This window comes from Nonomuraea sp. NPDC003707, from assembly GCF_053587055.1.
Window position 1 is genome coordinate 31363 of record NZ_JBSFNK010000005.1, and the last position, 22944, is coordinate 54306.

General features: G+C 71.9%; 23 protein-coding genes. 8 read left to right on the plus strand and 15 right to left on the minus strand.

All coding sequences use genetic code 11. The annotated features are described in order from the left end of the window. Positions 1-7: 7 nt before the first annotated feature. Positions 8-2764, minus strand: coding sequence for an ATP-binding protein (locus tag ACWDRB_RS14125; protein WP_449893809.1), 2757 nt, complete (start codon positions 2762-2764; stop codon positions 8-10). 102 nt (positions 2765-2866) lie between these two features. Here ACWDRB_RS14125 and ACWDRB_RS14130 point away from each other — a divergent pair, with 102 nt between their 5' ends. Further along, the gene (locus ACWDRB_RS14130; protein WP_364244133.1) at positions 2867-3481 is read left to right on the plus strand and encodes a LysE family translocator; all 615 of its coding nucleotides are present in this window, start codon (positions 2867-2869) and stop codon (positions 3479-3481) included. A 4-nt stretch (positions 3482-3485) separates the two neighbouring features. After that, positions 3486-4034, plus strand: a complete 549-nt coding sequence (locus ACWDRB_RS14135; RefSeq protein WP_449893812.1) for a TetR/AcrR family transcriptional regulator — start codon at positions 3486-3488, stop codon at positions 4032-4034. Here the strand turns inward: ACWDRB_RS14135 and ACWDRB_RS14140 are convergent. From ACWDRB_RS14140 to ACWDRB_RS14165, 6 genes are read right to left on the minus strand one after another with little or no spacing between them, the layout of a single operon-like run. After that, on the minus strand, positions 4020-5216 hold the full coding sequence (locus tag ACWDRB_RS14140) for a hypothetical protein (RefSeq protein ID WP_350728524.1): 1197 nt from the start codon (positions 5214-5216) through the stop codon (positions 4020-4022). The genes ACWDRB_RS14135 and ACWDRB_RS14140 overlap by 15 nt on opposite strands. Positions 5217-5225: 9 nt before the next feature. Then, positions 5226-5606 carry a RidA family protein gene (locus tag ACWDRB_RS14145; protein WP_185071114.1) on the minus strand — a complete coding sequence of 127 codons (381 nt, stop codon included), beginning with the start codon at positions 5604-5606 and terminating at the stop codon, positions 5226-5228. 9 nt (positions 5607-5615) lie between these two features. Beyond that, entirely contained in the window at positions 5616-6683 is a 1068-nt protein-coding gene (locus ACWDRB_RS14150; RefSeq protein ID WP_449893814.1) for an alanine racemase, read from the minus strand. A 48-nt stretch (positions 6684-6731) separates the two neighbouring features. After that, positions 6732-8273, minus strand: coding sequence for an N-acyl-D-amino-acid deacylase family protein (locus tag ACWDRB_RS14155; RefSeq protein ID WP_363962579.1), 1542 nt, complete (start codon positions 8271-8273; stop codon positions 6732-6734). Positions 8274-8281: 8 nt separating this feature from the next. Continuing rightward, on the minus strand, positions 8282-11464 hold the full coding sequence (locus tag ACWDRB_RS14160; RefSeq protein WP_449893817.1) for a DUF4153 domain-containing protein: 3183 nt from the start codon (positions 11462-11464) through the stop codon (positions 8282-8284). After that, on the minus strand, positions 11461-12144 hold the full coding sequence (locus ACWDRB_RS14165) for a response regulator transcription factor (protein ID WP_313044633.1): 684 nt from the start codon (positions 12142-12144) through the stop codon (positions 11461-11463). The genes ACWDRB_RS14160 and ACWDRB_RS14165 overlap by 4 nt, the downstream gene beginning before the upstream one ends. 72 nt (positions 12145-12216) lie before the next feature. On the opposite strand from ACWDRB_RS14165, the gene ACWDRB_RS14170 reads away from it, so the two are divergent. From ACWDRB_RS14170 to ACWDRB_RS14180, 3 genes are all read left to right on the plus strand, one after another. Beyond that, positions 12217-13071, plus strand: a complete 855-nt coding sequence (locus ACWDRB_RS14170) for an arylamine N-acetyltransferase family protein (protein WP_449893820.1) — start codon at positions 12217-12219, stop codon at positions 13069-13071. A gap of 27 nt (positions 13072-13098) precedes the next feature. Continuing rightward, positions 13099-14163 carry a protein kinase domain-containing protein gene (locus tag ACWDRB_RS14175; RefSeq protein ID WP_449893822.1) on the plus strand — a complete coding sequence of 355 codons (1065 nt, stop codon included), beginning with the start codon at positions 13099-13101 and terminating at the stop codon, positions 14161-14163. Between the two features lie 114 nt (positions 14164-14277). Further along, positions 14278-14472, plus strand: coding sequence for a hypothetical protein (locus ACWDRB_RS14180; protein ID WP_397368185.1), 195 nt, complete (start codon positions 14278-14280; stop codon positions 14470-14472). Between the two features lie 42 nt (positions 14473-14514). Here the strand turns inward: ACWDRB_RS14180 and ACWDRB_RS14185 are convergent, their stop codons facing one another. After that, positions 14515-14832: a DUF3817 domain-containing protein gene (locus ACWDRB_RS14185; protein WP_350728517.1), complete on the minus strand. Its 318-nt coding sequence runs from the start codon at positions 14830-14832 to the stop codon at positions 14515-14517. Between the two features lie 2 nt (positions 14833-14834). After that, on the minus strand, positions 14835-15617 hold the full coding sequence (locus ACWDRB_RS14190) for an SURF1 family protein (protein ID WP_449893826.1): 783 nt from the start codon (positions 15615-15617) through the stop codon (positions 14835-14837). A gap of 105 nt (positions 15618-15722) precedes the next feature. Between ACWDRB_RS14190 and ACWDRB_RS14195 the strand changes: the two genes are divergently transcribed. Both ACWDRB_RS14195 and ACWDRB_RS14200 read left to right on the plus strand, forming a co-directional pair. Then, on the plus strand, positions 15723-15896 hold the full coding sequence (locus ACWDRB_RS14195; protein ID WP_192790321.1) for a hypothetical protein: 174 nt from the start codon (positions 15723-15725) through the stop codon (positions 15894-15896). A 497-nt stretch (positions 15897-16393) separates the two neighbouring features. Continuing rightward, positions 16394-17842: a flavin-containing monooxygenase gene (locus ACWDRB_RS14200; protein ID WP_449893829.1), complete on the plus strand. Its 1449-nt coding sequence runs from the start codon at positions 16394-16396 to the stop codon at positions 17840-17842. Here ACWDRB_RS14200 and ACWDRB_RS14205 read toward each other — a convergent pair. The 4 genes from ACWDRB_RS14205 to ACWDRB_RS14220 are packed head-to-tail and all read right to left on the minus strand — an operon-like array spanning position 17836 to position 19694. Beyond that, positions 17836-18213: a VOC family protein gene (locus ACWDRB_RS14205; RefSeq protein ID WP_350728513.1), complete on the minus strand. Its 378-nt coding sequence runs from the start codon at positions 18211-18213 to the stop codon at positions 17836-17838. The genes ACWDRB_RS14200 and ACWDRB_RS14205 overlap by 7 nt on opposite strands. After that, entirely contained in the window at positions 18197-18961 is a 765-nt protein-coding gene (locus ACWDRB_RS14210) for a class I SAM-dependent methyltransferase (protein ID WP_350728512.1), read from the minus strand. The genes ACWDRB_RS14205 and ACWDRB_RS14210 overlap by 17 nt, the downstream gene beginning before the upstream one ends. A 60-nt stretch (positions 18962-19021) precedes the next feature. Further along, positions 19022-19480, minus strand: coding sequence for a Clp protease N-terminal domain-containing protein (locus tag ACWDRB_RS14215; protein ID WP_350728511.1), 459 nt, complete (start codon positions 19478-19480; stop codon positions 19022-19024). A 10-nt stretch (positions 19481-19490) separates the two neighbouring features. Next, the gene (locus ACWDRB_RS14220; RefSeq protein ID WP_185071099.1) at positions 19491-19694 is read right to left on the minus strand and encodes a helix-turn-helix domain-containing protein; all 204 of its coding nucleotides are present in this window, start codon (positions 19692-19694) and stop codon (positions 19491-19493) included. A gap of 51 nt (positions 19695-19745) precedes the next feature. Here ACWDRB_RS14220 and ACWDRB_RS14225 point away from each other — a divergent pair, with 51 nt between their 5' ends. After that, positions 19746-21182 carry an FAD-dependent oxidoreductase gene (locus tag ACWDRB_RS14225; RefSeq protein WP_449893833.1) on the plus strand — a complete coding sequence of 479 codons (1437 nt, stop codon included), beginning with the start codon at positions 19746-19748 and terminating at the stop codon, positions 21180-21182. On the opposite strand, the gene ACWDRB_RS14230 is transcribed toward ACWDRB_RS14225, so the two are convergent. After that, the gene (locus tag ACWDRB_RS14230; RefSeq protein ID WP_350728509.1) at positions 21163-21810 is read right to left on the minus strand and encodes a response regulator transcription factor; all 648 of its coding nucleotides are present in this window, start codon (positions 21808-21810) and stop codon (positions 21163-21165) included. The genes ACWDRB_RS14225 and ACWDRB_RS14230 overlap by 20 nt on opposite strands. Beyond that, positions 21807-22913, minus strand: coding sequence for a sensor histidine kinase (locus ACWDRB_RS14235; RefSeq protein WP_449893836.1), 1107 nt, complete (start codon positions 22911-22913; stop codon positions 21807-21809). Before ACWDRB_RS14235 ends, ACWDRB_RS14230 begins: the two co-directional genes overlap by 4 nt. Positions 22914-22944 lie beyond the last annotated feature (31 nt).

Sequence of the window (22944 nt, forward strand, 5' to 3'; positions counted from 1 at the left end):
CCCCGCGCTAAGCCAGCAGCCCCAGCCGCCGTCCGGCCGCGGCCGCCTGCGTGCGGGTGGAGACCTCCAGCTTCCCCAGGATGTTGGACACGTGCACGCTGACCGTCTTCTGCGCGATGAACAGCCGTTCCCCGATCTCCCGGTTGGTCAGGCCCTCGGCGACCAGCCGCAGCACCTCCGTCTCCCGGGCCGTCAGCCCGCCGTCGCCCTGGCCGCCGCCGTGCCCGCCGGCGGGCACGAACCGGGCCCGCCGCCCGAACTCCTGCAGCGCGTTGGCCAGCGGCGTGGCCCGCAGCCGCTCCGCCGTCTCCCGCGCCAGGGCCCACTCCGCCTGCGCCGCCTCCCGGTCGCCGGCCGCCAGCAGCGCCTCGGCCAGCCGCCAGCGGGCCCGCGCCACCTCGTAGACGAACCCGAAGTCGAACGCCTCCACGACCCGGCGCCACAGCTCCACGTCGAGCCGCCCGTGCACGCGATGCCACTCGGCCTCCACCCGCACCGCCCAGGCCAGCCCCTCGGGCCCCAGGTGGCCGGGCTCGCCGGTGGGCCCGGACTCGACGACGAGGCGGGCGCGGGCGCGCAGCTCGTCGGCGCCCTCGGTGGTGCCGAGCTCGGCCAGCGCCCACAGCCCGATGGCGGCCAGCCGCAGGATCCACGCGTAGCCGTCGACCATCGGCGCCAGGACCGCCCGCACGTGGTCGAGCGCCGCCGCGGGGTCGCCGTGCCAGAGCGCGTGCTCGGCGGCCAGGCCACGGGAGATGTATCCGGCCAGCTCGTCGTACCAGAACGGCCGCACCCAGCTCAGCCGCGCCTCGACCGCGGGCAGATCCCGCGCCACCTCGATGAACAGCGCGAACGACGACAGCGTCGCCTCCGGCAGCGTGCCCACCCGGGTGCCGAAGCCGGACGCGACCGCCTCGGCCTGGTCCCACTCACCGGCCACGTAGTGGATCAGGAACCGCAGGAAGCGCAGGTCGGTGCCGTAGGTGCTCCACCTGAGCCCGGTCTCGGTCGCCACGCGGACGCCGGCGTCGGCCACCTCGGCGGCCTTGGCCAGCAGTCCCTGCTCGTAGTGGATGCGGGCGTGCTGGAAATGGGCGCGCAGGTCCATCGCCAGGTCGCCGGAGCCCTCGGCGGAGGCGCTCTCGACCAGCTCGTGAGCCCTGGCCACGTCGCCCTGGTGCTCCACGTAGGCGGCCAGCGTGAGGAGGGCGCCCACCTCGGCGTCCCTGGCACCGGACGCGCGCGCGGTCTCCAGCGCCCGCGCGGTCAGGGCCTCGACCTCGCGGTGGCGGGTGCTCCACAGCAGGGTGCGGGCATAGGTGGCCAGGGCGCGGGCGAGCGCGGGCTGATCCTCGGCGCTCTCCACCGCGCGCTCCGCCGTCGCGATGGCGCCCGGCTGGTCGTCGGCTTCGTAGAGGTAGTAGGCCAGGCGTTCGCTGACCTCGGACGTCTGCGGCAGGGCCTTGAGCTGGGTGATCGCACGATGCTTGTCGCCGCTGTCGGCCGCCGACACGGCGCTGCGCAGCGCCAGCGCGAACCGGCCCTCCCCGGCCAGCTCCGCCGCGCCCTCGACCCGTTCCCACAGGCCGAGCACCTGGTCGTAGTGGCTGTGCGCCTCGGCCGGAGCCCCGAGCCGCTCGGCCAGGCGCCCCGCCTCGGCGGATGCCGCCAGCGCCCCTGCCAGGTCATGACCGGCGAGGTAGTGGTGGGCCAGCTCGGCGGGTGAGGTCAGCAGCTTGGCGAAGGCGGCGTGCAGCCGCGTGCGCTCGCCGGGCAGCAGATCGGTGTAGACCACCTCCTGCAGCAGGGCGTGGCGGAAGGTGTAGCCGTAGCCGTCGACCCTGAGCAGCCCGCGCGAGACGATCTCCCTGACCGCCTCCTCGAACTCCGCCAGCGGCAGCCCCGAAACCTCCCGCAGCAGCTCGTCCTCCACCCGACGGCCCGCCACGGCGGCGGCCCGCAGCACCCGCTGCCCGGCCTCCGACAGCAGCTCGACCCTGGACATCAGCAGGCTGGCCAGCCCGTCGGGCAGGCTGTCGCCCTCGGCCATCGCCGCGAACAGCTCCTCGGCGTAGAACGGGTTGCCGTCGGCGCGGGCCACGATGAGGCCGAGCTCCTGAGCGCCCACCTCACCCATAGTGGTGACATAGTCGGACATGTCACCGGAGCCCAGCGGCCCCAGCTCGACGCCCATCACCGTGGGCAGCCGCCGCAGCTCGGCCAGTACGGACCGGAGCGGGTGGCGGCGGTGGAGGTCGTCGGTGCGGTAGGTGCCGACCACGCAGACCCGCTCGCTCTGCACCATGCGGCTGAGGAAGACCAGCAGGTCACGGGTGGACCGGTCGGCCCAGTGCAGGTCCTCGATCACGAACAGCACCGGCTGCACGTCGGCCAGCAGCCCCAGCAGCGAGCCGAACAGCCGCTGCTGCGTGAGCCCCGCCGAAGGGGCGCTCTCCACACCCGGCAGCAGCTGGCCCAGCATGGGATGGGCGGCGGCGGCCTCGCGCACGGCCGGCTCAGCGCCGCGCAGCGCGTCGGCCAGCGGCAGGTAGGGCAGCGCGTCGCCCAGCTCGGCGCACTGGCCGACCAGCACGTGGAAACCGCGCTCGCGGGCCTCGGACACCAGCTCCGAGATCAGCCGGGTCTTGCCGATGCCCGCGTCTCCGCCGACGAGCGCCACCCCGGCCGTGCCCTCGGCTGCCGACTGCAGCACCCGCACAAGTCCGGACAACTCTGTAGAGCGCCCGACGAGAAGACCGTTCACGCCAGAAACTATGCCACGCCGTGCCGACAACTTATTGGTCCAGGAAACCCAAGCAAGATTGGCCCTCATCTGCATACCAAAGGCATTTTACGCTGCTGTTTCGTGATTCAGCCAACGACTTTCGCCCTCTTCATCACGGCCTCGCTCGCCCTGGTGCTCATCCCCGGCCCGAACCACCTCTACATCACCGCCAGGGGCCTCGCCCAGGGCAGGGCGGCGGGCCTGGCCAGCGCGTTCGGCGTGGAGACCGGCACGCTCGTGCACATCGCGGCCGCCGCCGCGGGCCTGTCGTACGTGATCTCGCAGTCGGCGACGCTGTTCGCGGTCGTCAAGTGGGCCGGCGTCGCGTACCTCGTCTATCTCGGCATCCGCGCGTTCACCGGCAAGGAGACGGAGGGCGTGGCGCCGCCGCCCCAGCCGCTGCGCAAGGTCTTCCTCGAAGGCGTGCTGGTCAACGTGCTGAACCCCAAGGTGGCGCTGTTCTTCCTGGCGTTCCTGCCGCAGTTCGTGCGCCCGGAGGCGGGCTCGCCCGCGCTCCAGGTGGTGCTGTTCGGCCTGACGCTGCTGCTCCTGGGGCTGATCTCCGACGTCGTGTACGCCTGCACCGCCGGCGCCCTCGGCACCCGGCTCACCACCCGGGCCAGGACCCTCCGGTACGTCAGCGGCTTCGTCTACCTGGGACTGGGAGTGGCCACGGCCTTCGCCGGGAGAAAATGACCCTATGGCGCCGAGGAAACAGCAGGAGATCTTCGATGCGACGTTGCGGCTGGTGGCGGAGAAGGGCTACGACGGGCTGACCGTCGAGGGGGTCGCCGAGCACTCGGGCGTCAACAAGACGACGATCTACCGCTGGTGGCCGTCCAAGGCCGCGCTGCTGGGGGCGGCGCTGGTGGAGGCCGACGTGCTGGGGTTCGAGGCGCCGGACACGGGGAGCCTGCGCGGTGACCTGGTCGCGCTGGTCGAGGGGGTGCGGCGGCTGCTCACCGAGCCGCCGTCCAGCGACATCGCCGTAGCCGCGCTGGCCGCCGCCGTCCGCCATCCCGAGCTGGACGCGCGCCGCTTCTTCGCCGACCGCTTCGCGCGGGAGCGGGAGATCTTCGAGCGTGCGGTACGGCGGGGCGAGCTGAAGGGGACGGTGGACCCGATGCTGATCGTCGACCTGCTGGCCGGGGCCGTGTGGATGCGGGCGGTCTTCCGGGGCCTGCCGGTCGCCGAGGACTTCCCCACGGCGACCGTCTCGGCCCTCCTGGACGGGCTACAACGCTTCTGAGAGCGCGGCCGGGATGCGGTCCAGCACGGGGTGGGGCACCAGCCCGTACGCGTAGAAGTCCACGGCGAGCGCGCCCGCCGCCTTCGCGCCCCGGGCCTTGGCCACCAGCCGGTCCGTCGAGTCGCTGTCCGGGTAGCCGGGCCGCAGCACCGCCCGCACCTCCCGGTCCTTGCCCACCGACCGCAGGTAGGCGCCCACGTCGTCGGCCACCCGAGCCGCGTCCCGCGCGTACGCCAGCACCCCGAAGGCCGGGACGAGGTCACCCAGCGCCACCAGGTCGACCCCGAGCTGCCAGGCGTCGTGCGCCGCGAGCCCGGGTGTGGGCAGCCCGTCCGTGTAGCCCTTGACCGCGCCGGTCGAGTCGATGAACACCAGCTTGGAGCCCTCGTCGGCCACCGCCGAGGCCACCTCGGACACCAGTGTGGTGACGGTCTCGGACCGGGCCCGCGCGTAGGCCACGACGTCGGGCCCCGCGTACGCGGTGAGCGCGGCCCGGGTCACCTCCCCCTGCGCGGGCGGGTCGCCGTCGAACACGCCGCCCACGATCCTGGCGCACTCGTCGCGCGCCACCTCGGCGTTCACGCCCAGGTCGGTGGCGCGGCGCATGCAGTAGTCGCAGAAGCAGAGCGCGAACAGGTACGCGTCCATCGGCCCCAGCGGCACGAACGAGCGCTGCGGCTTGAGCGGCCTGAAGTGCAGCGACTCCGCCACCACGCTGTCGACCCCGAGCCTGGCCACCGCCCGGGCCAGCGCGACCGCGTATTCGCGCACGTCGGGGTGGGCGGGGCACAGGTCGGTGAGCGAGCCGCGGTCGCCGAAGCAGTCGCGTACGGTCACGTCCGGATGCTTCGTGCCGAGCGTGGCGTTGCGCAGGAAGACCGTCCATCCGTGGAGCTTCATGGACCGCTTCGCACAAGCCTCGCGAAGACCGTCGAGGGCGTTCAGGTAGCCGGGCACGGGAGACAGGCGGAGCCCGGCGAACAGATCGGACGGCGGGGGGAAGTGCGCCCCGTCGTGGCGGATGGTCAGCCGGGACAGTCCGTGCGGGGTGACGTCGCGGGAGGCGTGGTGGACGGCGCCGACGGTGATGCCGCTCACGCCGTACGCGCTGATCCTGTCGAGCACCCGCTCGACGCCCTCGCCGCGCAGGTCCTCGACGAAGACGTACACCGAACTGTCCACAAGCAGACCTTAAGCGCTCTTGTGAGCGACGAAGTCGATCTCCACCAGGATGCCCAACAGCTGGGATCCTACGGTGGTGCGCACGGGGAACGGCTGGCTGAAATAGGACTTGTAAACCTCGTTGTAGGCGGCGAAGTCGCGCTCGAGGTGCTGCAGGTGGACCGTGGACTTGATCACGTCGTCGAAGCCGAGGCCGTGGGCGGCCAGGATGGCGCCGAGGTTGCGCATGACCTGGTGCGTCTGGGTGGCCACGTCGTCGCCGACGATCTCACCGGTCTGCGGGTCGAGCGGGCCCATGCCGGAGGTGTAGACGAAGTCCCCCACCACGAGACCCTGCGAGTAGGCGCCGATCGGGGCGGCGCCTTCGGTGGTCCTGAGCTCCTTTTTCACCGTGTCTCCCTAGAAATTGGTGGTTATCTGGCCAACGACACGGTAGTCCTGGTCCACCAGGGGCAGCACGCGCCACTTGTCGAACGCGGTGCAGGGATGGGAGATGCCGAAGGCCAGCAGGTCACCGGGCTTGAGCCCGTCGGCGCGCACGACCGTCTGCTGGTCCTGCATCTTCACGATCGTGACGCCGTCGCGGCGCGGGATGGGCAGCCCCTCGTCGTAGGGCGCGTCGCGCTTGCCCATGCCCACGATCGCCAGCCCGGGCTCGGGCGTGGACAGCACGTGCGCCCAGACCTCCAGCGCCGGGCGCAGCTCCCCTTCGATGCGGTTGAACGGGGTGCGCTCGCGGTAGTAGCCGTCGTCGTGGGTGACGTACGCGCCGCTGCGCAGCAGGATCCTGGCCTGGGTGGTGACGAGCTCGCGGCCGATCACGTCGAACCATTGGCTGCCGCCCACGGTCAGGATCGGGTTCTTGAGGCGGACGTACTCGACGGCGTCCTGCAGCAAGTAAAGATATTTCCGGACATCGTCGGCGGTCTTCAGCGCGCCCTCGTACCCGGCGACCCCGGCCAGCTCGACGCCTGGGACCCCCTGCACGTACGACACCAGGCTCAGCAGCTGCTCCAGGGACCGGCACCCGGCTCGTCCGCCTTCGTGCCCCAGCTCCACCAGCACCCGGAACGGCCGGGACGCGGCATGCCGGGCGAGAATGTCCACCCCGGCCTCGGAGTCCACGAAGCTCAGGAGCTCGAACGCGGGATCCCGCTCCAGCTCGCCCGCGGCCCAGTCGAGCCCCGCCGGGTCCACGAGCTGGTTGGCCACCAGGATCCGGCCCACCCCGAACCCGCGGACCACCCGCGCCTGGCGCGGCGTCGCGACGGTGAGCCCCCAGGCGCCCGCTTCGAGCTGAAGCGCGGCGATCTCAGCGGACATGTGCGTCTTGGCGTGCGGCGCCAGCTCCATGCCGTGATCGCGGACGAAGGCCGCCATCGTCTCGATGTTGTGCTCCAGCGCGTCCCGGTGCACGACCATGAGGGGGAGTTCGAGTCCACCCGCGAAGACCTGCTGCCCGAGCACAATGCCCCTTTCGTCCGCGTCCGACCCTATCTCAGACCTTCGCTGCAATCATGGACGGAGCGCACGCCCCGGAGTGGCGCCGGTCAGCTCTCCCCCCGCCAGTACGCGTACCCCCGACACGAGCACGTCGTCGACCCCGGCCGCGAGCGTGCGCGGCGCCTCGTAGGTCGCCCGGTCGCCCACCGCCGCCGGGTCGAACACCACCACGTCGGCGGCGAACCCGCTCCGCACCAGCCCCCGGTCCGTCAGCCCGAAGCGCCTGGCCGGGTGGGAGGCCAGGTGCACCACGGCCTGCTCCCAGGTCCAGTCGGCCAGCTCCCGCACGTGCCGGCCGAGAAACCGGGCGAACGCCCCGAAACCCCGCGGATGCGGATGACCGCCCACATAGATGCCGTCGGAGCCGCCGGTGTGCGAGGGGTGCCGGAGCATCCTGCGTACCGACTCCTCCCCTTCCGGGCCCTCGTCGGGGCGGGCGGACACGACACCCGCCTCCAGCCGCGTCTCCGTCAGGAGACGGCGGCAGAACTCGGCGGGCGCCGACCCGTCCCGTTCGGCCGCCGCCACGATGGTCAGGCCCTCGGCCCACTCCATCCCCGGGGCGTGCGAGACGGTCAGCCGTGGCCAGACGGCGTCGAGCGTCGGCCACCAGCCGTCCAGCTCGTCGGACGCGATCATCTCCAGCGCCCGGTCGGTCTCGGCGCCCGGCACGGAGCCGGGCAGCACGACCATGGCCAGGATCGTGTTGCCGCGCAGGTAGGGGTAGGTGTCGAAGGTGAGGTCCACGCCCTTGCCGAGCGCCTCCTCGACCAGCGGCAGCAGCACGTCCGCGGGGCCGTGCAGGTGGGAGACGTGCACGGCGGCGCCGGAGCGCTCGGCGATGTCGATGACCTCGGTCATGCCCACGCCGGCCTGAGGGCCGTACGCGCGCATGTGGGTGACGTACGGGAGGCCGCCGAGCGGGGCGCACAGGGCGGCCAGCTCCTCGGCGGTGGCGTAGCGGCCGGGGAGGTATTCGAGGCCGGTCGACAGGCCCACCGCCCCCTCCGACAGGCCCCGCTCGACGTGCCGCAGCATGGCCGCCAGGTGGTCGCGGGAGGGCGGCTCGGGCGAGGGCCCCATGACGTCGTAGCGGATGGTGCCGTGCGGGAGGAGGTACGCGGTGTTCAGCGCCACGGCGCGGTCGTAGCCGCCGAGCAGCTCACCGACGGTCAGCGGCCCATCGGCGGCGAGCGGGCCGTCGAGCGGCCCGTTGACGGCGGCGAAGTAGCGGGAGGCGTAGGCGACGGTGGCGGCCGAGCCCGGGGCGAAGGACAGGCCGTCCTGCCCCAGCACGAACGTGGTCACCCCCTGCCGCAGCGCCGCCCGCTGGACCGCCGGGTCGAACACGGCCGCGTCGCCGTGGGCGTGACAGTCGACGAAGCCGGGCGCGACGAAGCGCCCCGTCGCGTCGATCACGGTCTCCGCCCCGGCGCCGCCCAGCCTCCCGATCGCCGCGATCTTGCCGTCCGCGACCGCGACGTCCGCCCGGTACGGCGGAGCGCCCGTCCCGTCGAGCACCCGGCCGCCGTTGATGACTACGTCGAACCTCACACCAAGATTCAATCAGAGCCGCGCGAATACGCCGGAGGGCATTCCACGGACTTGACGATCGGCCGGGCGGCCAGCACGGCGCGAGCCCGGGCCCGGTCGAGGTTCCAGCCGTTCCAGGGGTCGGGGCGGGACAGGCCGTTGGCCGCGACCACGTCGGCCAGCACGCAGCTGCGCTGCGGCTCCGGCAGCTTGTCCAGCGCCGGTACGGCCTCCGCGCCGAGGTCGCCCAGGTAGTCGGAGTCCAGCTTGGTCACGCCGCGCACCTCGACCTGCGTGTGGGCGACCTGGAGATCGGGGTTCACGATGGCGAACGCGCCCAGGCCCAGCCCGGTGACCAGCACGACCGTACGCGGCAGCCAGCCGGAGCCGCGGCCCAGGAGCCGAGCCGCCCCCGCCAGCAGCACCAGCGCGAACAGCGTTCCCAGCCACCACACCGTGGCCTGCACGGACAGGCGCAACCTGGACAGGCCGTACGCCTCGGTGTAGAGGCTCATGCGGTGCAGGGCGGAGGCCAGCACCACCATGGTCAGCCCGCACAGCACGCCGAGCAGCACGGCCAGCAGCCAGCGTTCGCGCCGCTCGACCTTGAGCATCCCGCTGGCGACCGCCACGATGCCCAGCACGAACACGCTGACCACCACGAGCTGGAAGAACCCCTGCCTGGCGTACTCGGCATAGGTGAGCCCGGCCGTCTTCAGCACCCAGGTGTTGCCGCCGAACAGCGCCGTGATCTGCACCGCCACGAACGAGGCGAACAGCAGGTTCACCGCCGTGAGAGGCACGATCCAGACGCTCCTGCTCACCGTGAACTTCGGCTCCGGCCCCACGGGGTCCACCACCGGCCTGAGCGCGACCAGCACCACGGCGGCCAGCAGCACGGCGAACAGCCCGAACAGGAAGATCCGCACCGGCGCCGAATCCGCCCAGTCCGGCGCGGTCGTCAGCCGTTCCAGGAAGGAGGCGAACACCGCGTCCGCCGAGGCGAACAGCAGCCCGAACACCAGGAGCAGCACCGCCGTGATGCCCAGGGCGGCCAGCATCGGCATGAAGCGCCGCCTGGCGGTCAGCTTCTTCAGTGGCTGGGCCAGGAACCACGGCACCGGGCCGAGCGCCAGCATCACGGACACGCCGCCCCGGATCACGCCGAGCCACCCGGCCCCGGCTCCCGACACGGCCAGCGCGCCCAGACCGGCCCCCGCCACGAGCAGGATCGCGACCAGCCAGTCGGCGTCGCGCACCGCCGCCATCGAGATCAGGAAGTACGCCGTCAGCCCGAACGCCACCGTCCACGGCGTCATCCGCCGCAACACGGCAGGCAGCGCGGCCGCGCCCAGAACCATGGCGACCAGCACGATCCCCAGCCCGACCTGCGCCTCGGGCAACGCCACCGCCGCGAACACCCCGGCCCCGGCGCCCGCGGGCAGCAGCCAGCGGGGCGAGTCGGGCAGCTCGGGCCTGGGGAAGAGGGGCGGCGGCACGTAGGGCGGCGGCGGCCCTCCCTGATTCCGGTGCGGCGCCGCAACCTGCGGGCTCCCCTGGCCCGCCGCCGCTTGGGCCGCCGACTGGTACGCCGCGACCTGCGCCGACTGGTAGGCCGCCACGGCCGCCCGGCGTCCGGACCCGGCCCCCATCCCCGCGCCGACCGCGCCCATGAGCGCGGTGCACATGACGAGCGTGACGAGGGCCATCCCGTCGCTGACGGTCACACTGACGAGCACGGCGGCGAACAGGCCGGTCAGGAACCCGACCAGCACACCGATGACCGCACCCCCGATCATCCTGACGAACGCGCTGCCCGCCGGCACCCCGGCACCACGCCCAGTGCCCCCCGCGGACACGCCCGCCCCGGTTGCGAGCCCTGAGGGCCCTCCCACCCCTGCCGCCGGCCCAGGCGTGACGACGGCGTCCGTCTCGCTCTCGGCGGCGGGGCGGCCGGGCGTACCGACCGTGGCCAGGGCTACGAGAGCCGCGACTCCGGCGGCGTCACGGGACCCTTCACCCGAAGCCGCACCGCCCTCGACTGCGTCAGCCGCCGGGCCCACCACCTCGGCGCCGTCCCCAGCCGAGGCGGTGACCACCAACTCCTTGGCGCAATCGCGGGTCTCGGGACCCGTCGTCGTCGGGGCAGCGGCGTCCAGAGCCTCCGGCAACTGCTCGGTCCCCGTGCCCCGCTCACCGCCCTCCAGCGGCACATCCGCCATCGTCGTCCTCCCTGGTAAATCGACCACCATGCGGCATCCCGCACAGTCGTCGATGCAAATGGAGCCCCCGTGCAGCTCGACGATCTCCTTCACGATGGCCAGCCCCAGCCCGGCGCCCCCGGAGTCGGCCGCCCGCCCGGCGTCGAGCCGGGAGAAGCGCTCGAACACGCGTCCCCTGGCCGCGACCGGGATCCCCGGCCCCTGGTCGGCGACGGCCAGCAGCACCCCGGCCCCCTTCGCCGCGACGGTCACGGTCACCACCCCGTCCGAGGGGCTGTGCCGTACCGCGTTGTCGAGGAGGTTCGCCAGGACCTGCGCGAGCAGGTCGGGGTCGGCGCGCACCACCAGGTCGGCGGGGACCGACGCCCGGATCGCGACGTCGTCGCGGGCCAGCGCCCCCTCGCGCACCGCCTGCTCGACCAGCGGCGCCAGTTCGACGGCCTCGGGCTCGATCAGGCGTACGCCGGAGTCCAGCCGCGACAGGTCCAGGAGCTGGGCCACGAGGCGGCCGAGGCGTTCGGTCTGGGCGAGCGCGGTCCGCATGGTGACGGGGTCGGGGGCGGAGACGCCGTCCACGACGTTCTCCAGGACCGCGCGCAGGCCAGTGATGGGGGTGCGGAGCTCGTGGCTGACGTTCGCGATGAGCTCGCGCCGCTGCCGGTCCACCTCGCCGAGGTCGGCGGCCATCGCGTTGAACGCCCTGGCCAGCTCCCCGACCTCGTCACGCGACGTGGCGGTCACGCGCAGCCCGTACAGGCCCTTGGCGATCGTCTGTGCGGCGCTGGCCATCTGGCGCAGCGGCTTGGTCATCCCCGTGGCCAGCAGCTGCACCATGATCAGCGCCAGGACCACGGCGACCGCGATGCGTAACTCGCGGGACAGGCCCGAGTTGAGCCCGACCTCGTTCACCACGAACGCGGTCCCCACGGCCAGCACGATCACGATGCCGAGCTTGACCTTGATGCGGCCGAGGAAGTCGAGCGGCCTCATCGCCGCACCAGGGCGTAGCCGACGCCGTGCACCGTGCGCACCACGTCGGAGCCCAGCTTGCGGCGCAGCGCCCGGACGTGGCTGTCCACGGTCCTGGTCGCCGCCGCCTCCGAGAAGCCCCACACGTCCGACAGCAGCCGGTCCCGCTCGAACACCTGCCCGGGGCGCTCCGCCAACCGGCGCAGCAGGTCGAACTCCGTCCTGGTGAGCTGCGCCTCCGCGCCCCCGACGAACACCCGGCGGGCCGCGGTGTCGATCTCGACCTCGCCGACCCTGATCACCGTGTCCTCGGCCGCGAGCTGGGCCGCCCGCTCGACCCTGCGCAGCAGCGCGTGGATCCTGGCCACGAGCTCGCGCATGCTGAACGGCTTGGCCAGGTAGTCGTCCGCCCCCACGCCGAGCCCGACCAGGACGTCGGTCTCCTCGCCGAGCGCGGTCAGCATGAGCACCGGCACCGGCCTGGCCGCCTGCATCCGGCGGCACACCTCCAGCCCGTCGAGCCCCGGCAACAGCCGGTCGAGGATCACCAGGTCCGGTTCCGCCTTGCCGTACTGGATCAGGGCATCCTGCCCGTCGCCGGCCACCCTGACGTCGAAGCCCTCGGCGGCCAGCCGGTTCCGTACGGCCAGCGCGATCGTCTGATCGTCCTCGACCACGAGGATGCGTCGCTGCTCTGCCACGTACGAAAGCCTAGAAGCGGCCTGTGCAGACGACACTCCTAAATTTGTGCACATACAGTGCAGACTTGGCTGGTGAACACAGCCGGATACCTCCGCCGCATCGGCCTGCCCAGCCTCCTCAACGCCCCCACCAGCGCAGACAACCTGCGGGCGCTCCACGCCGCGCACCTCGAGAAGGTGCCGTACGAGGCGCTGGAGATCTGGCTCGATCGCCCCACCACCGTCGATCCCGTCGAGTCCGCCGAGCGCATCATCGGAGGGCGCGGCGGCTACTGCTACCACCTCAACGGCGCGTTCTCCGAGCTGATCAGGTCGCTGGGGTACGACGTGACCAGGCACGTCGGCGGGGTCCAGAACCGCGGCGACGAACCCGGCATCACCGCCAACCACCTGGTGCTCACCGTGCGCGGCCTGCCGTCGCAGGACAATCCGGGCGGTGAGTGGCTGACCGACCTCGGGCTCGGGGACGGGTTCCACGAGCCGCTGCCGCTGGTCGAGGGCACGTACGAGCAGGGGCCGTTCACGTACGTCCTGCGCCCGTCGGAGGTCGCGCCGGGCGGCTGGCGGTTCGAGCACGATCCGAGCGGCTCGTTCGAGGGCATGGACTTCGGCCCGGCCCCGACGGACATGTCGGCGTTCGTCGATATGCACCGGCATTTGACGACGTCGCCGACGTCCGGGTTCGTGCGCATCGCGACCGTCCAGCGACGGGACGCGTACGGCGTGGACAGCCTGCGCGGGCTCCAGCTGAAGCGCATCGGCGGCCGGACGCTCTCGGTGACCTTGGACAACGCCCGCGACTACTACGCGGCGCTGGCGGACATCTTCCTGCTCCCGCTCACGGACGTGAGCGGGCCGGAGAAGGAGAAGCTCTGGCGCAGACTGTACGAGGCGCATGAGGCCTGGCTGGCCAGTGACGCGACGTGACAGCCTTGCGCTATCGTGCACCTCGACATGGGTGAGACCCGGAAGCTGGCCGGTCGCTACCGGCTGCTGAATCCCCTGGCCGCGGGCTCTGTCCGGCTGGCCTTCGACGAGTCGGAGCACCGCGATGTCACGGTCAGGGAGCTGCGGGTCCCGGCCGAGCTGCGCGACGCCGCCCTGGAGGAGGCCCGCCGGGCGTCCGGGCTCCGGCACGCCTCGATCGTGCGGGTGCTCGACGTGGTGATCGAGGACCAGACGCCGTGGCTGGTCATGGAGTTCGTGTCGGGGGCGTCGCTGGAGCAGACCGTACGCGCCCGCCGCCCGCTGCCGGTCGCGCAGGCGGCCAGGGTCGGCGTCTGCGTCCTGTCCGCCCTGACGACGGCGCACGAGGCGGGGATCGTGCACGGGCGCGTTGAGCCCGGCAACGTCCTGCTCACCCCGACGGGCCGGGCGGTGCTCACCGGCTTCGGCTTCCCCAGCCTCAGCATGCTGCCCTCCGCGGACCTGTGGGCCCTGGCCGCCACGCTGCACTTCGCGGTGGAGGGCCGCCCGCCGGGGCAGGTGCCCGCGGAGGGCGCGGACCCGCTCAGGACGCTGATCAGAGCCATGCTCCACCCGGCGGGGGCGCCGGCGACGGACGTGATCCGCGAGACCCTGGAGCTCCTGGCCGTGAGCCGCCCGCTGGACGTGATCATCGGGCTGTTCGGGCCGCTGCCGATCCCCGTGGTGGCCGCGATGGGGCTCGCGCTGATCGAGCAGCTCCAGGCCGGGGAGGCGTTCCACGGCGGGATCCAGCCCGGCAACGTCCTCATCGACGACCGGGGCCGGGCCCACCTGACCCCGCTGCTGAGGTCGGGAACGCTCCCGGCCTACACGGCCCCGGAGGCCTCCGCCACCCTGGCCGCCGACCTGTGGTCCCTGGGCGCCACGCTCTTCACCGCCGTCGAGGGCGTGCCGCCCTCGCCCGGCGCGCCGCTGACCAGAGCGGGGGCGCTGGCTCAGGTGTTGTTCCGTCTTTTGTCAGGTAATCCGTTGGAACGTCCCACTCCGGACGAACTCCGCCGCGACCTCCGGTTGGTACGACGCACCCGTTGAGATACATCGCGATTGGAACCAAGCGATGGGCTCACTCGTTGGACAGGCGACGCAGAATGTAGGAGAGGCGGGGCACGCGCTCCGTGTTCCGAAGCAGCTCGGAGGAAGTTGAGTATGTCGCCAATCCAGAAGTACGCCATTGGCGCAGGCGCCGCGGTTCTGCTCTCGCTGATCATCTTCGGGACCGGATGGATCACCCTGCTGGTCGTCCTCGGCGTGATCGCCGCTCCCGTGGTCGGTTACCTGATGCTCGACCCTTCGCAGCGCGAGCGGCTCAAGAGGGCCCGCAGGCGCGGCATCGGCCACTGAACTCCGCGCGGCGGGGGCCGTGACACGGCCCCCGCCGCGCGCTCAGGCCTCCGCCGTCGCCGCCGCCTGCTCCGTCTGCACGCGCTGGGTCACCCGGCGCTCGATGTAGAACGACAGGAACGGCACCGTGCCCCCGACCATGACGCCGAGCATGTACTGCCACGTCCAGCGCGCCTTCATGCCCAGGTTCATGACCGCGACCAGGTAGAGCATGTAGAGCCCGCCGTGGATGGGCGCGATGACCTTCGACAGCGTCGGGTCGCCGAAGCCGTAACGCACCACCATGGCCACGCAGAGCACGAGCAGCATGCAGCCGACCACGTACGCGAGCACCCGGAAGGGCTTCAGAGCCGATTCCACGATTAACCTTCCAGAGCCATTTCAGGGGACTTGGCACGGTCCCGATCGGTTCGTACGGCATCGCGTACGAAGTGGAACCACATGAATACGGCGAATCCTGCGAAGATCCACCAGTTGGCGGCATATGCCAGGTTACGCCAGGTCAGCGTGCCACCCACCACCGGCGGCTGGATCTCGACCTGCGCCAGCGAGCCGGACGGCGGCTGCGCGACGACGAAGCCGGCGCGTACCTGCTGACCGCTCCACAGGTTGACCAGCTCGCCCGTGGACACCGTCTGCACCTGACCGGCGGGCAGACCCTCCGCGCGCCGCTGCACGCTGTCGGTGCCCTGCTGCGGCCGCAGCCGCCCGGCCACCGTGACCTTGCCCTGCGGCACCGCGAAGACCGCCGGGTCGTCCGCCTTGGCCGTCCAGCCCCGTACCACCGGCATCAGCGTGCCGTCGTCGAGCCGGAGCGGCGTGAGCACCCAGTAGCCGCGGTCACGCGAGACGTTGCCGCCGGGGGCGTCGACGTCGGCCCGCCGGTCGGCGACCAGGAGCTGGCGGCCGGCCTCGTAGACCCCCTCCGCCGTGACCTTGCGGCCCACGAGCTCACCGCTCAGCTGCGGGCCCACCTGGGCGAGCGTGCCGACCGCGACGGGCCCGGGATCGGTGGAGGCGTGCGGCTTTCCCGAATCCTGGAAAACGCCGAGCTGCCAGCGCCCGAGCAGGATGAACGCGACGAGGACCCCGATCGTGAGCAGGTGCAACCCCATGAGACGGGGGGAGAACAGGGTCCGCAGCATGTTTCAAAGCTATCCGCCGGGTGGGGTGGTCCCCTAATCAGCCCATGCCTACCGATACCAACAAACAGTGCAAACGACACAGGCGCTCACGCTAGGCTGCTGGCCATGTCTGACCAGCATATCGACCCTTCGGGCAGCACTCAGCAGTTCAAGGCTTTCGCTCAGCGCCGCGAGCAGGAAGCCGCCGCCACCCCCAAGAAGTCCCCCGTCGTACCGATCATCGCGGTCGTCGTCGCGATCGTGATCGTCGGCGTTGCCGCCTTCCTCCTGCTGAAGTAACCCCAGATCTGATCGAACCGCCGCGGGGGCCGTGGCGGTTTCTCGCCGTTCACGCAATCATCCCTTCGGCCCGCCCAACGACGCGCGGGCCCTCGGCCACCCTGCCTCCCCTGCCGACGCCGCTCCGGCCCGCGAGGCGAATGCCTCCCAAGGACCTCTGCCGAGGCGCGGCACCCCACAGGCAAGAGCTGCCACGCCACGTGCCCCGCCCGCGCAGGAACGCGCCACGGCCACCGAACAAGCGAACGGCCGCTTGAGGGCGGTGAGGCTGGAGACGCCCAGGGGGCGGGATAGCGGCAAGGGTCAGAGCGGGCGCACGAGCGGTGGGGCACGCGAGCGGAGCCGAGCGGGCGCGGGGGCCGGGAGTGCGCGGGGCCGGGGCGGGGCCGGATAGCGGGGTGAGGGGCGGAGGGGGTGAGGGGGGTCACTCTGGACCTCGGTGAGGCGGGTTATTACATTGGATTGAGCGTCCAATAAGCGCCACCCCGGGAGGTCAGATGCCAGGGTTAGCGATCATCGGGTCCGGGTTCGCCGGGATCGGCATGGCCATCAAGCTCAAAGAGGCGGGGTATCACGACTTCGTCATCCTGGAGAAGGCCGCCGACCTGGGCGGCACCTGGCGGGACAACACCTACCCCGGCTGCGCGTGCGACGTCCCCTCGCACATGTACTCCTACTCGTACGAGCTGAACCCGGGCTGGTCCCGCATGTTCTCCCCGCAGGAGGAGATCTGGGACTACATGCGCTCGTGCGCCGACAAGTACGGCGTGACCCCGCACATCCGGTACGGCAAGCGCGTCGTCGCGCTCGAGTACGACGACGGCCGGCGCGATTGGTCGGTCACCACGGACGACGGGGCGACGTTGCGGGTGAACGCGGTCGTGTCGGCCATCGGCGCCCTGCATATACCGAAATTTCCCGAAATTTCGGGGCGTGAGTCCTTCGCCGGCCCCGCCTTCCACTCCGCCGAGTGGGACCACTCGATCGACCTGACCGGCAAGCGCGTGGCCGTCATCGGCACCGGCGCCTCCGCCATCCAGTTCGTCCCCCAGATCGCGCCTGCCGCGAGCCACCTGACGGTCTTCCAGCGCACTCCCCCATGGATCCACCCCAAGCCGGACTTCGCCATCACCCCCGCCACCCGCCGGATCCTCGGCCTGCCCGGCCTGGCCAGGACCATGCGCAACGCCATCTACTGGGCCCTGGAGACGCGGGCGCTCGGCTTCACCGTCGACCCGCGCCTGATGAAGGCCCACGAGAAGCTGGCCCTCAGGCATCTCGAAGCCCAGGTCCCCGACCCGGACCTGCGCCGCAGGCTCACCCCCGGCTACCTGATCGGCTGCAAGCGCATCCTCATCTCCAGCGACTACTATCCCGCCCTCACCAGGGACAACGTCGAGCTGGTGACCGACGGCGTCACCGAGATCAGGCCGCGCTCGATCGTGGACTCCTCCGGCGCCGAGCACGAGGTCGACGCGATCGTCTACGGCACCGGCTTCAAGGTCGTGGACGCGCTGCAGGAGCAGCACATCGTCGGCAAGGGCGGCCGCAAGCTCCAGGACGCCTGGCAGGACGGCATCGAGACCTACTACGGCATCGCCACGTCCGGCTTCCCGAACCTGTTCTTCCTGCTCGGCCCCAACACGGGCCTCGGGCACAACTCGGTCGTGTTCATGATCGAGTCGCAGGTTCGCTACATCATCGACTGCCTGCGCCTGCTGTCGAGGACGCAGGCCAGGGCCGTGGACGTCAAGCCGGGCGCGCAGCGGGCGTTCGCCCGCCGCCTGCGCGAACGGCTCGACCCCCTCGTCTGGAACGCGGGCGGCTGCGACTCCTGGTATCTGGACGAGCACGGAGTGAACCGGACGATCTGGCCGGGCTTCACCTTCGAGTACTGGGCGCGCACCAGAAGGGTCAAACCCAGCGCGTACGAGCTCATCTACTGAGGAAACACGCAGAACTCGTTGCCCTCCGGGTCGGCCAGCGTCACCCAGTCGTCGTACGTGGCCAGCAGCGTGGCGCCCAGCCCGCGCAGCCGGTCGATCTCGGCGTCGAGGTCGTCGGCGCTCAGGTCGAGGTGGAGCCGGTTCTTGACGACCTTGCGTTCGGGCACGTGCTGGAACCACAGTCGTGGCGGCCCGCCCTCGACCAGCACCGTGGGGTCGTCCTCGGGGTCCTCGATGCCCTCGCCGCGCAGCCGCGCCAACTCGGCCTCGTCGTACGGCGCCACGGCGTAACCGTCGAGCGCCGCCGCCCAGAACCTGGCCAGCGACGCCGGGTGGCGACAGTCGACCACCACGTCACGCAGCCGGGCCACCGGGCTTCCTCGCCTCGATGAGGAACCTGGAGGAATGCGCCACGAACGGACCCTCCGCCTCGATCCGGTCGTGCAGCTCGCGCAGCCGGTCCGCGTACCGCTCGACCGAGAAGCCCGGCACGATCCAGATGACCTTCCGCAGGAAGTAGATCACCGCCCCCACGTCGCAGAACTCCATCCGCAGCCGCTCGAACCGCAGGTCCACGACCTCGAGCCCGGCCGACTCGGACGCGGCCCTGGCCTGGTCGGGGTCGCGGGAGGAGCCGTCGTGGGGGCCCATGAAGTAGTGCGTCAGCTCCGCGACGCTCCACGGCCCGACCTGCTGCGAGAAGTAGGCGCCGCCGGGGCGCAGCACGCGGGCGATCTCCTCCCACCAGGTCTCCACCGGATGGCGGCTGGTGACCAGGTCGAAGACGCCGTCCCGGAACGGCAGGCGCGGATCGTCGTCGTCGGCCACCACCCACGCCCCGCGCGGGCGCAGCCGCGAGGCGGCCAGCTTGAGGTTGGGCGGCCAGGACTCGGTGGCCACGGTCACCGCCGGCAGCGTGGGCACGCCGGCCAGGATCTCGCCCCCGCCGGTCTGAACGTCGAGCGCGGCCTCGGCCCCGGCCATCCGCTCGCCGAGCAGCCTGGCGTACCCCCAGGAGGGCCGCTCCTCGCTGGCCCGGCCGTCGAGCCAGGAGAAGTCCCAGCCGTCCACGGAGACCGTGGCGGCCTCCTGGACGAGGTCGTCGTACGTACGGCTCATTCTTCGACCTTGTCAGCGGCCCCGCCGGACGTTCAACCAAATTTCGTCATACGCTCCGCATCATGCGCAGCGGCCGCGTACCGCCGCGCGGTCGATGCCGAGGTGGTCGATCAGCCCCGCGACCGGGTCGGGCCGCCCCTGCGCCAGCAGGGCGAACACCAACTGCCGGGGCGCCTCGACCGCCCTGGTCTTCATCGTCGTGGCCTTGATGGCCTGGTTGATGGTGGCGCGGGCGCTCGACGTCAGCGCGGTGCCGGGCACCTGCGGGTGCTTGCGCGGCGTCCGCGGCAGCAGGTCCCCGACCTCCAGGCCGAGCATCCGCAGCGCCGCCCGGTCGAGCTCGTCGAGCGCAGCCCGCGCGCCCGCCACGTCCACGCCGAGAGCGCGGGCGAGGTCCGCGTCGTGCAGGACGCCGAGCAGCAGGTGCTCGGTGCCCAGCCGCCGGTCGCCCCGCTGCCTGGCCTCGTCGAACGCGGCCTTGACGATCACGCCGAACCGGCTCTTCTCAAAGCCGAACATCGCGAACCCCTCACTTCCCGTATTTGGCGTGCACCGACTGCCGTGACATGCCGAGCGCGTCGCCGATCTGCTCCCAGGTCCAGCCCTGCTCCCTGGCCAGCGCCACCGACACCGCCTCGACCTGCTCGGCCAGCCGGTGCAGCGCGCCCACCGCCCGCAGGCCCAAGGCCGGGTCGTTCGACCTGATCCGTTCGGAGAGCTCTGTTACGTCCACCCTGTCAGGCTAGATTGACAGCCGTCGATTTGTCAATCTAGCCTGACAGGCATGGATGACGTGTTGATCGTGGGGGCGGGACCCGTGGGGCTCATGCTCGCGTGCGAGCTGGGCCTGGCGGGAGTCCGCCCGATCGTGCTGGACAAGAGGCCGGAACCGAGCGAGCTGCCCAGGGCCAACGGTCTGGGCGGGCAGATCGTCGACCTGCTCGACCACCGCGGCCTGCTGGAGCGCTTCAGCGCGGGCAGCCCGTTCGCCGGGCGGCCGCCCGGGTTCCCGTTCGGCTCGGTGCCGCTGCGCTTCGTGGGGGCGGCCGACCTGCCGTTACGGCTGCTGATGATCCAGCAGCCGCGGATGGAGCAACTGCTCGCCGAGCGCGCCAAGGAGCTCGGAGCCGAGATCAGGCGGGGGTGCGAGGTGCTCTCCCTGGCCCAGGACGAGGAGGGGGTGACACTGGAGCGCACGGACGGCACGCGGATGCGGGCCCGCTACGTCGTGGGCTGCGACGGCGGGCGCAGCAGCGTACGGCGGGAGGCCGGGATCGGCTTCCCCGGCACGACCGACGACGAGGTGCTGCGCCTCGGGCACTTCGCGACCGGCGCGGACACGGGCGTCTTCGAGGCACTGGAGACCGACGGCCTGGCGCCCGGCTGGAACCGCACCCCGAACGGCCGCCTGCTGCTCACCTCGCTCCAGCACGGCGTGCTGATCGCCGGCGTGCGCGAGAAGGGGGCTCCCGGCGACGGCCCCGTGACACCGGAGGACTTCCGGGCGGCCGTGCGCCGCGTGCTGGGCCGGGACCTGCCGTTGGGCGAGCCGATCTGGCTGTCCAGCACGGTCGCGCAGGCGCGGCTGGCCGAGCGGTACCGGGCGGGGCGGGTGTTCCTGGCCGGGGACGCCGCGCACCTGTTCCCCGCGGGCGGCTCGGCGCTCAACGTCGGCATGACGGACGCGGCCAACCTCGGCTGGAAGCTGGCCGCCGCGCTCCTGGGGCGGGCCTCCGACGGGCTCCTGGACACGTACGAGTCCGAGCGGCGGCCGGTCGCCGAGCGCGCCCTCATGCAGACGCGGGCACAGGCGGTGCTCGACCGGCTGGAGGGTGAGGACGGGGCGGCGCTGCGGGAGCTGCTCACCGAGGTGTTCGCCTTCGAGGAGCCGCTGCGGCACGTGGCCGGGCTGCTGCACGACTCCGGCGTCCGGTACGGCCCGGCGGCGCACCCGCTGGTGGGCCGGTTCGTCCCGGATCTGGCGCTGTCCGGCGGGCGGCGGGTGGCCGAGCTCATGCGCGAGGGCCGGCCCGTGCTGCTCGACCTGGGCGGCGGCGCGACGCTGGACGACGACTGGATCGACGTGGTCAGGGCCCGCGCCGACGACCCGCCCGCCGACGCGCTGCTGATCCGCCCCGACGGCTACGTCGCCTGGGCGGGCACCGACGGGCTCGCCGAAGCGGCCCAGGAGTGGTTCGGGCTCACAGCCACCCCGGCTTGACCAGGCCCGATTCGTAGGCGATCACCACGAGCTGGGCGCGGTCGCGGGCGTGCAGCTTCATCATGGCGCGGCTCACGTGCGTCTTGGCCGTCGCCGGTGACATGAACAGCTTGGCCGCGATCTCGTCGTTCGTCATGCCGGTCCCGACCAGGCCGAGCACCTCGCGTTCGCGCTCGGTGAGCTGGTCGAGGCCGTCGGCGGCGACGGGCTCCTTGGCCCGGGAGGCGTACTCGGCGATCAGCCGGCGCGTCACGCTCGGCGACAGCAGCGCCTCCCCCGCCGCCACCACCCGGACGGCCTGGATCAGCTCGGCCGGCTCGGTGTCCTTGACCAGGAAGCCGCTGGCCCCGCCGCGCAGCGCCTCGAAGACGTACTCGTCCAGCTCGAACGTCGTCAGGATGATGATGTGCGGCCCCTGCGGCATCTGCCGGGTGGCGGTCAGGCCGTCCATGCCGGGCATGCGGATGTCCATCAGCACCACGTCCGGCTGGTGCTCGCCCGCCAGCCGGACCGCTTCGGCGCCGTCGGAGGCCTCGGCCACCACGGTCATGTCCGGCTGGGCGTCGAGCAGCGCCTTGAAGCCCGCCCGGACCAGCGCCTGGTCGTCGGCCAGCAGCACCTTGATCATGAGGTCTCCTCGGGTAGTGGCAGCCGGGCCTCGACCTGGAACCCCGTGCCGGACGGCCCGGCGACCAGCGTGCCGCCCAGCGCGGAGGCCCGCTCGCGCATGCCGGGGATGCCGTTGCCGCTGCCCGCCTCGGACAGCACGGGGGCGGTCGTCGCGCCGGAGTCCGTGACGTGGATGGCCAGCTCGTGCTCGCCGTACTCCAGGCGCACGCTCACCGACGAGCCGGGCGCGTACCTGGCGGCGTTGGTCAGCGACTCCTGCACGATCCGGTACGCGGCCCGCTCCACCTGCGGCGGCAACGGCCGCGAGCCGGCGCGTTTGAGCGTCACGTCCATGCCCGAGCGCTCGATCAGGTCGTCGAGGCGGTCGAGCCCGGCCGTGGGGGAACGGGGCGCCCCTTCGCGAAGGACGTTCAGGACCGAGCGCATCTCGCCCAGAACCTCCTTGGACGCCGTCTTGATGGTGGCCAGAGCGGTCTTGGCGTGGTCGGGGTTGTCGTCGATGAGGTGCAGCGCGGTGGACGCCTGCACGTGGATGAGCGAGATGTTGTGCGCGAGCACGTCGTGCAGCTCCTGCGCCATGGTCAGCCGCTCCTCGCTGGCCTGCCGCCTGGCCTCCTCCTCGGCGACGCGCTCACGCTCGGCCCGGCGCTCCCTGACGATCCTGACCAGCTCGGCCACGACCATGAGCAGCATGATGAACGTGAGGATCCACACGCTGTGGAAGAGGTCGCGGTTGCCGATCAGCCAGGCGTAGGTGAGGAACGACAGCACCGTCATCCCCGCCATGAACCAGGCCATCGCCCGCTTGCCCCGCGTGACCAGCAGGAACAGCAGGATCGCGGGGCTGATGAAGCTGGGGCCGTAGGCGTACCCGCCGGCCAGGTAGAGATCGCACGCGCCGAGCGCGGCGGCGGTGGTGAGCAGCGGGAAACGGCGGTGCAGCAGGATCGCCAGCGGCCCGATCAGCAGCAGCCCGTACGCGTAAGGGTCGAGCGGCTCCCTGAGAAACCGCTGCCCCCAGGACGCCCCCTTGGCGATGACGAACTGGGCGGCCGCCACGATGAGGGCGAGATAAGGATCGAATCCGAACTTTCCTCGCACGACCCCTACGCTAGATCAGCGCTCTGACCTG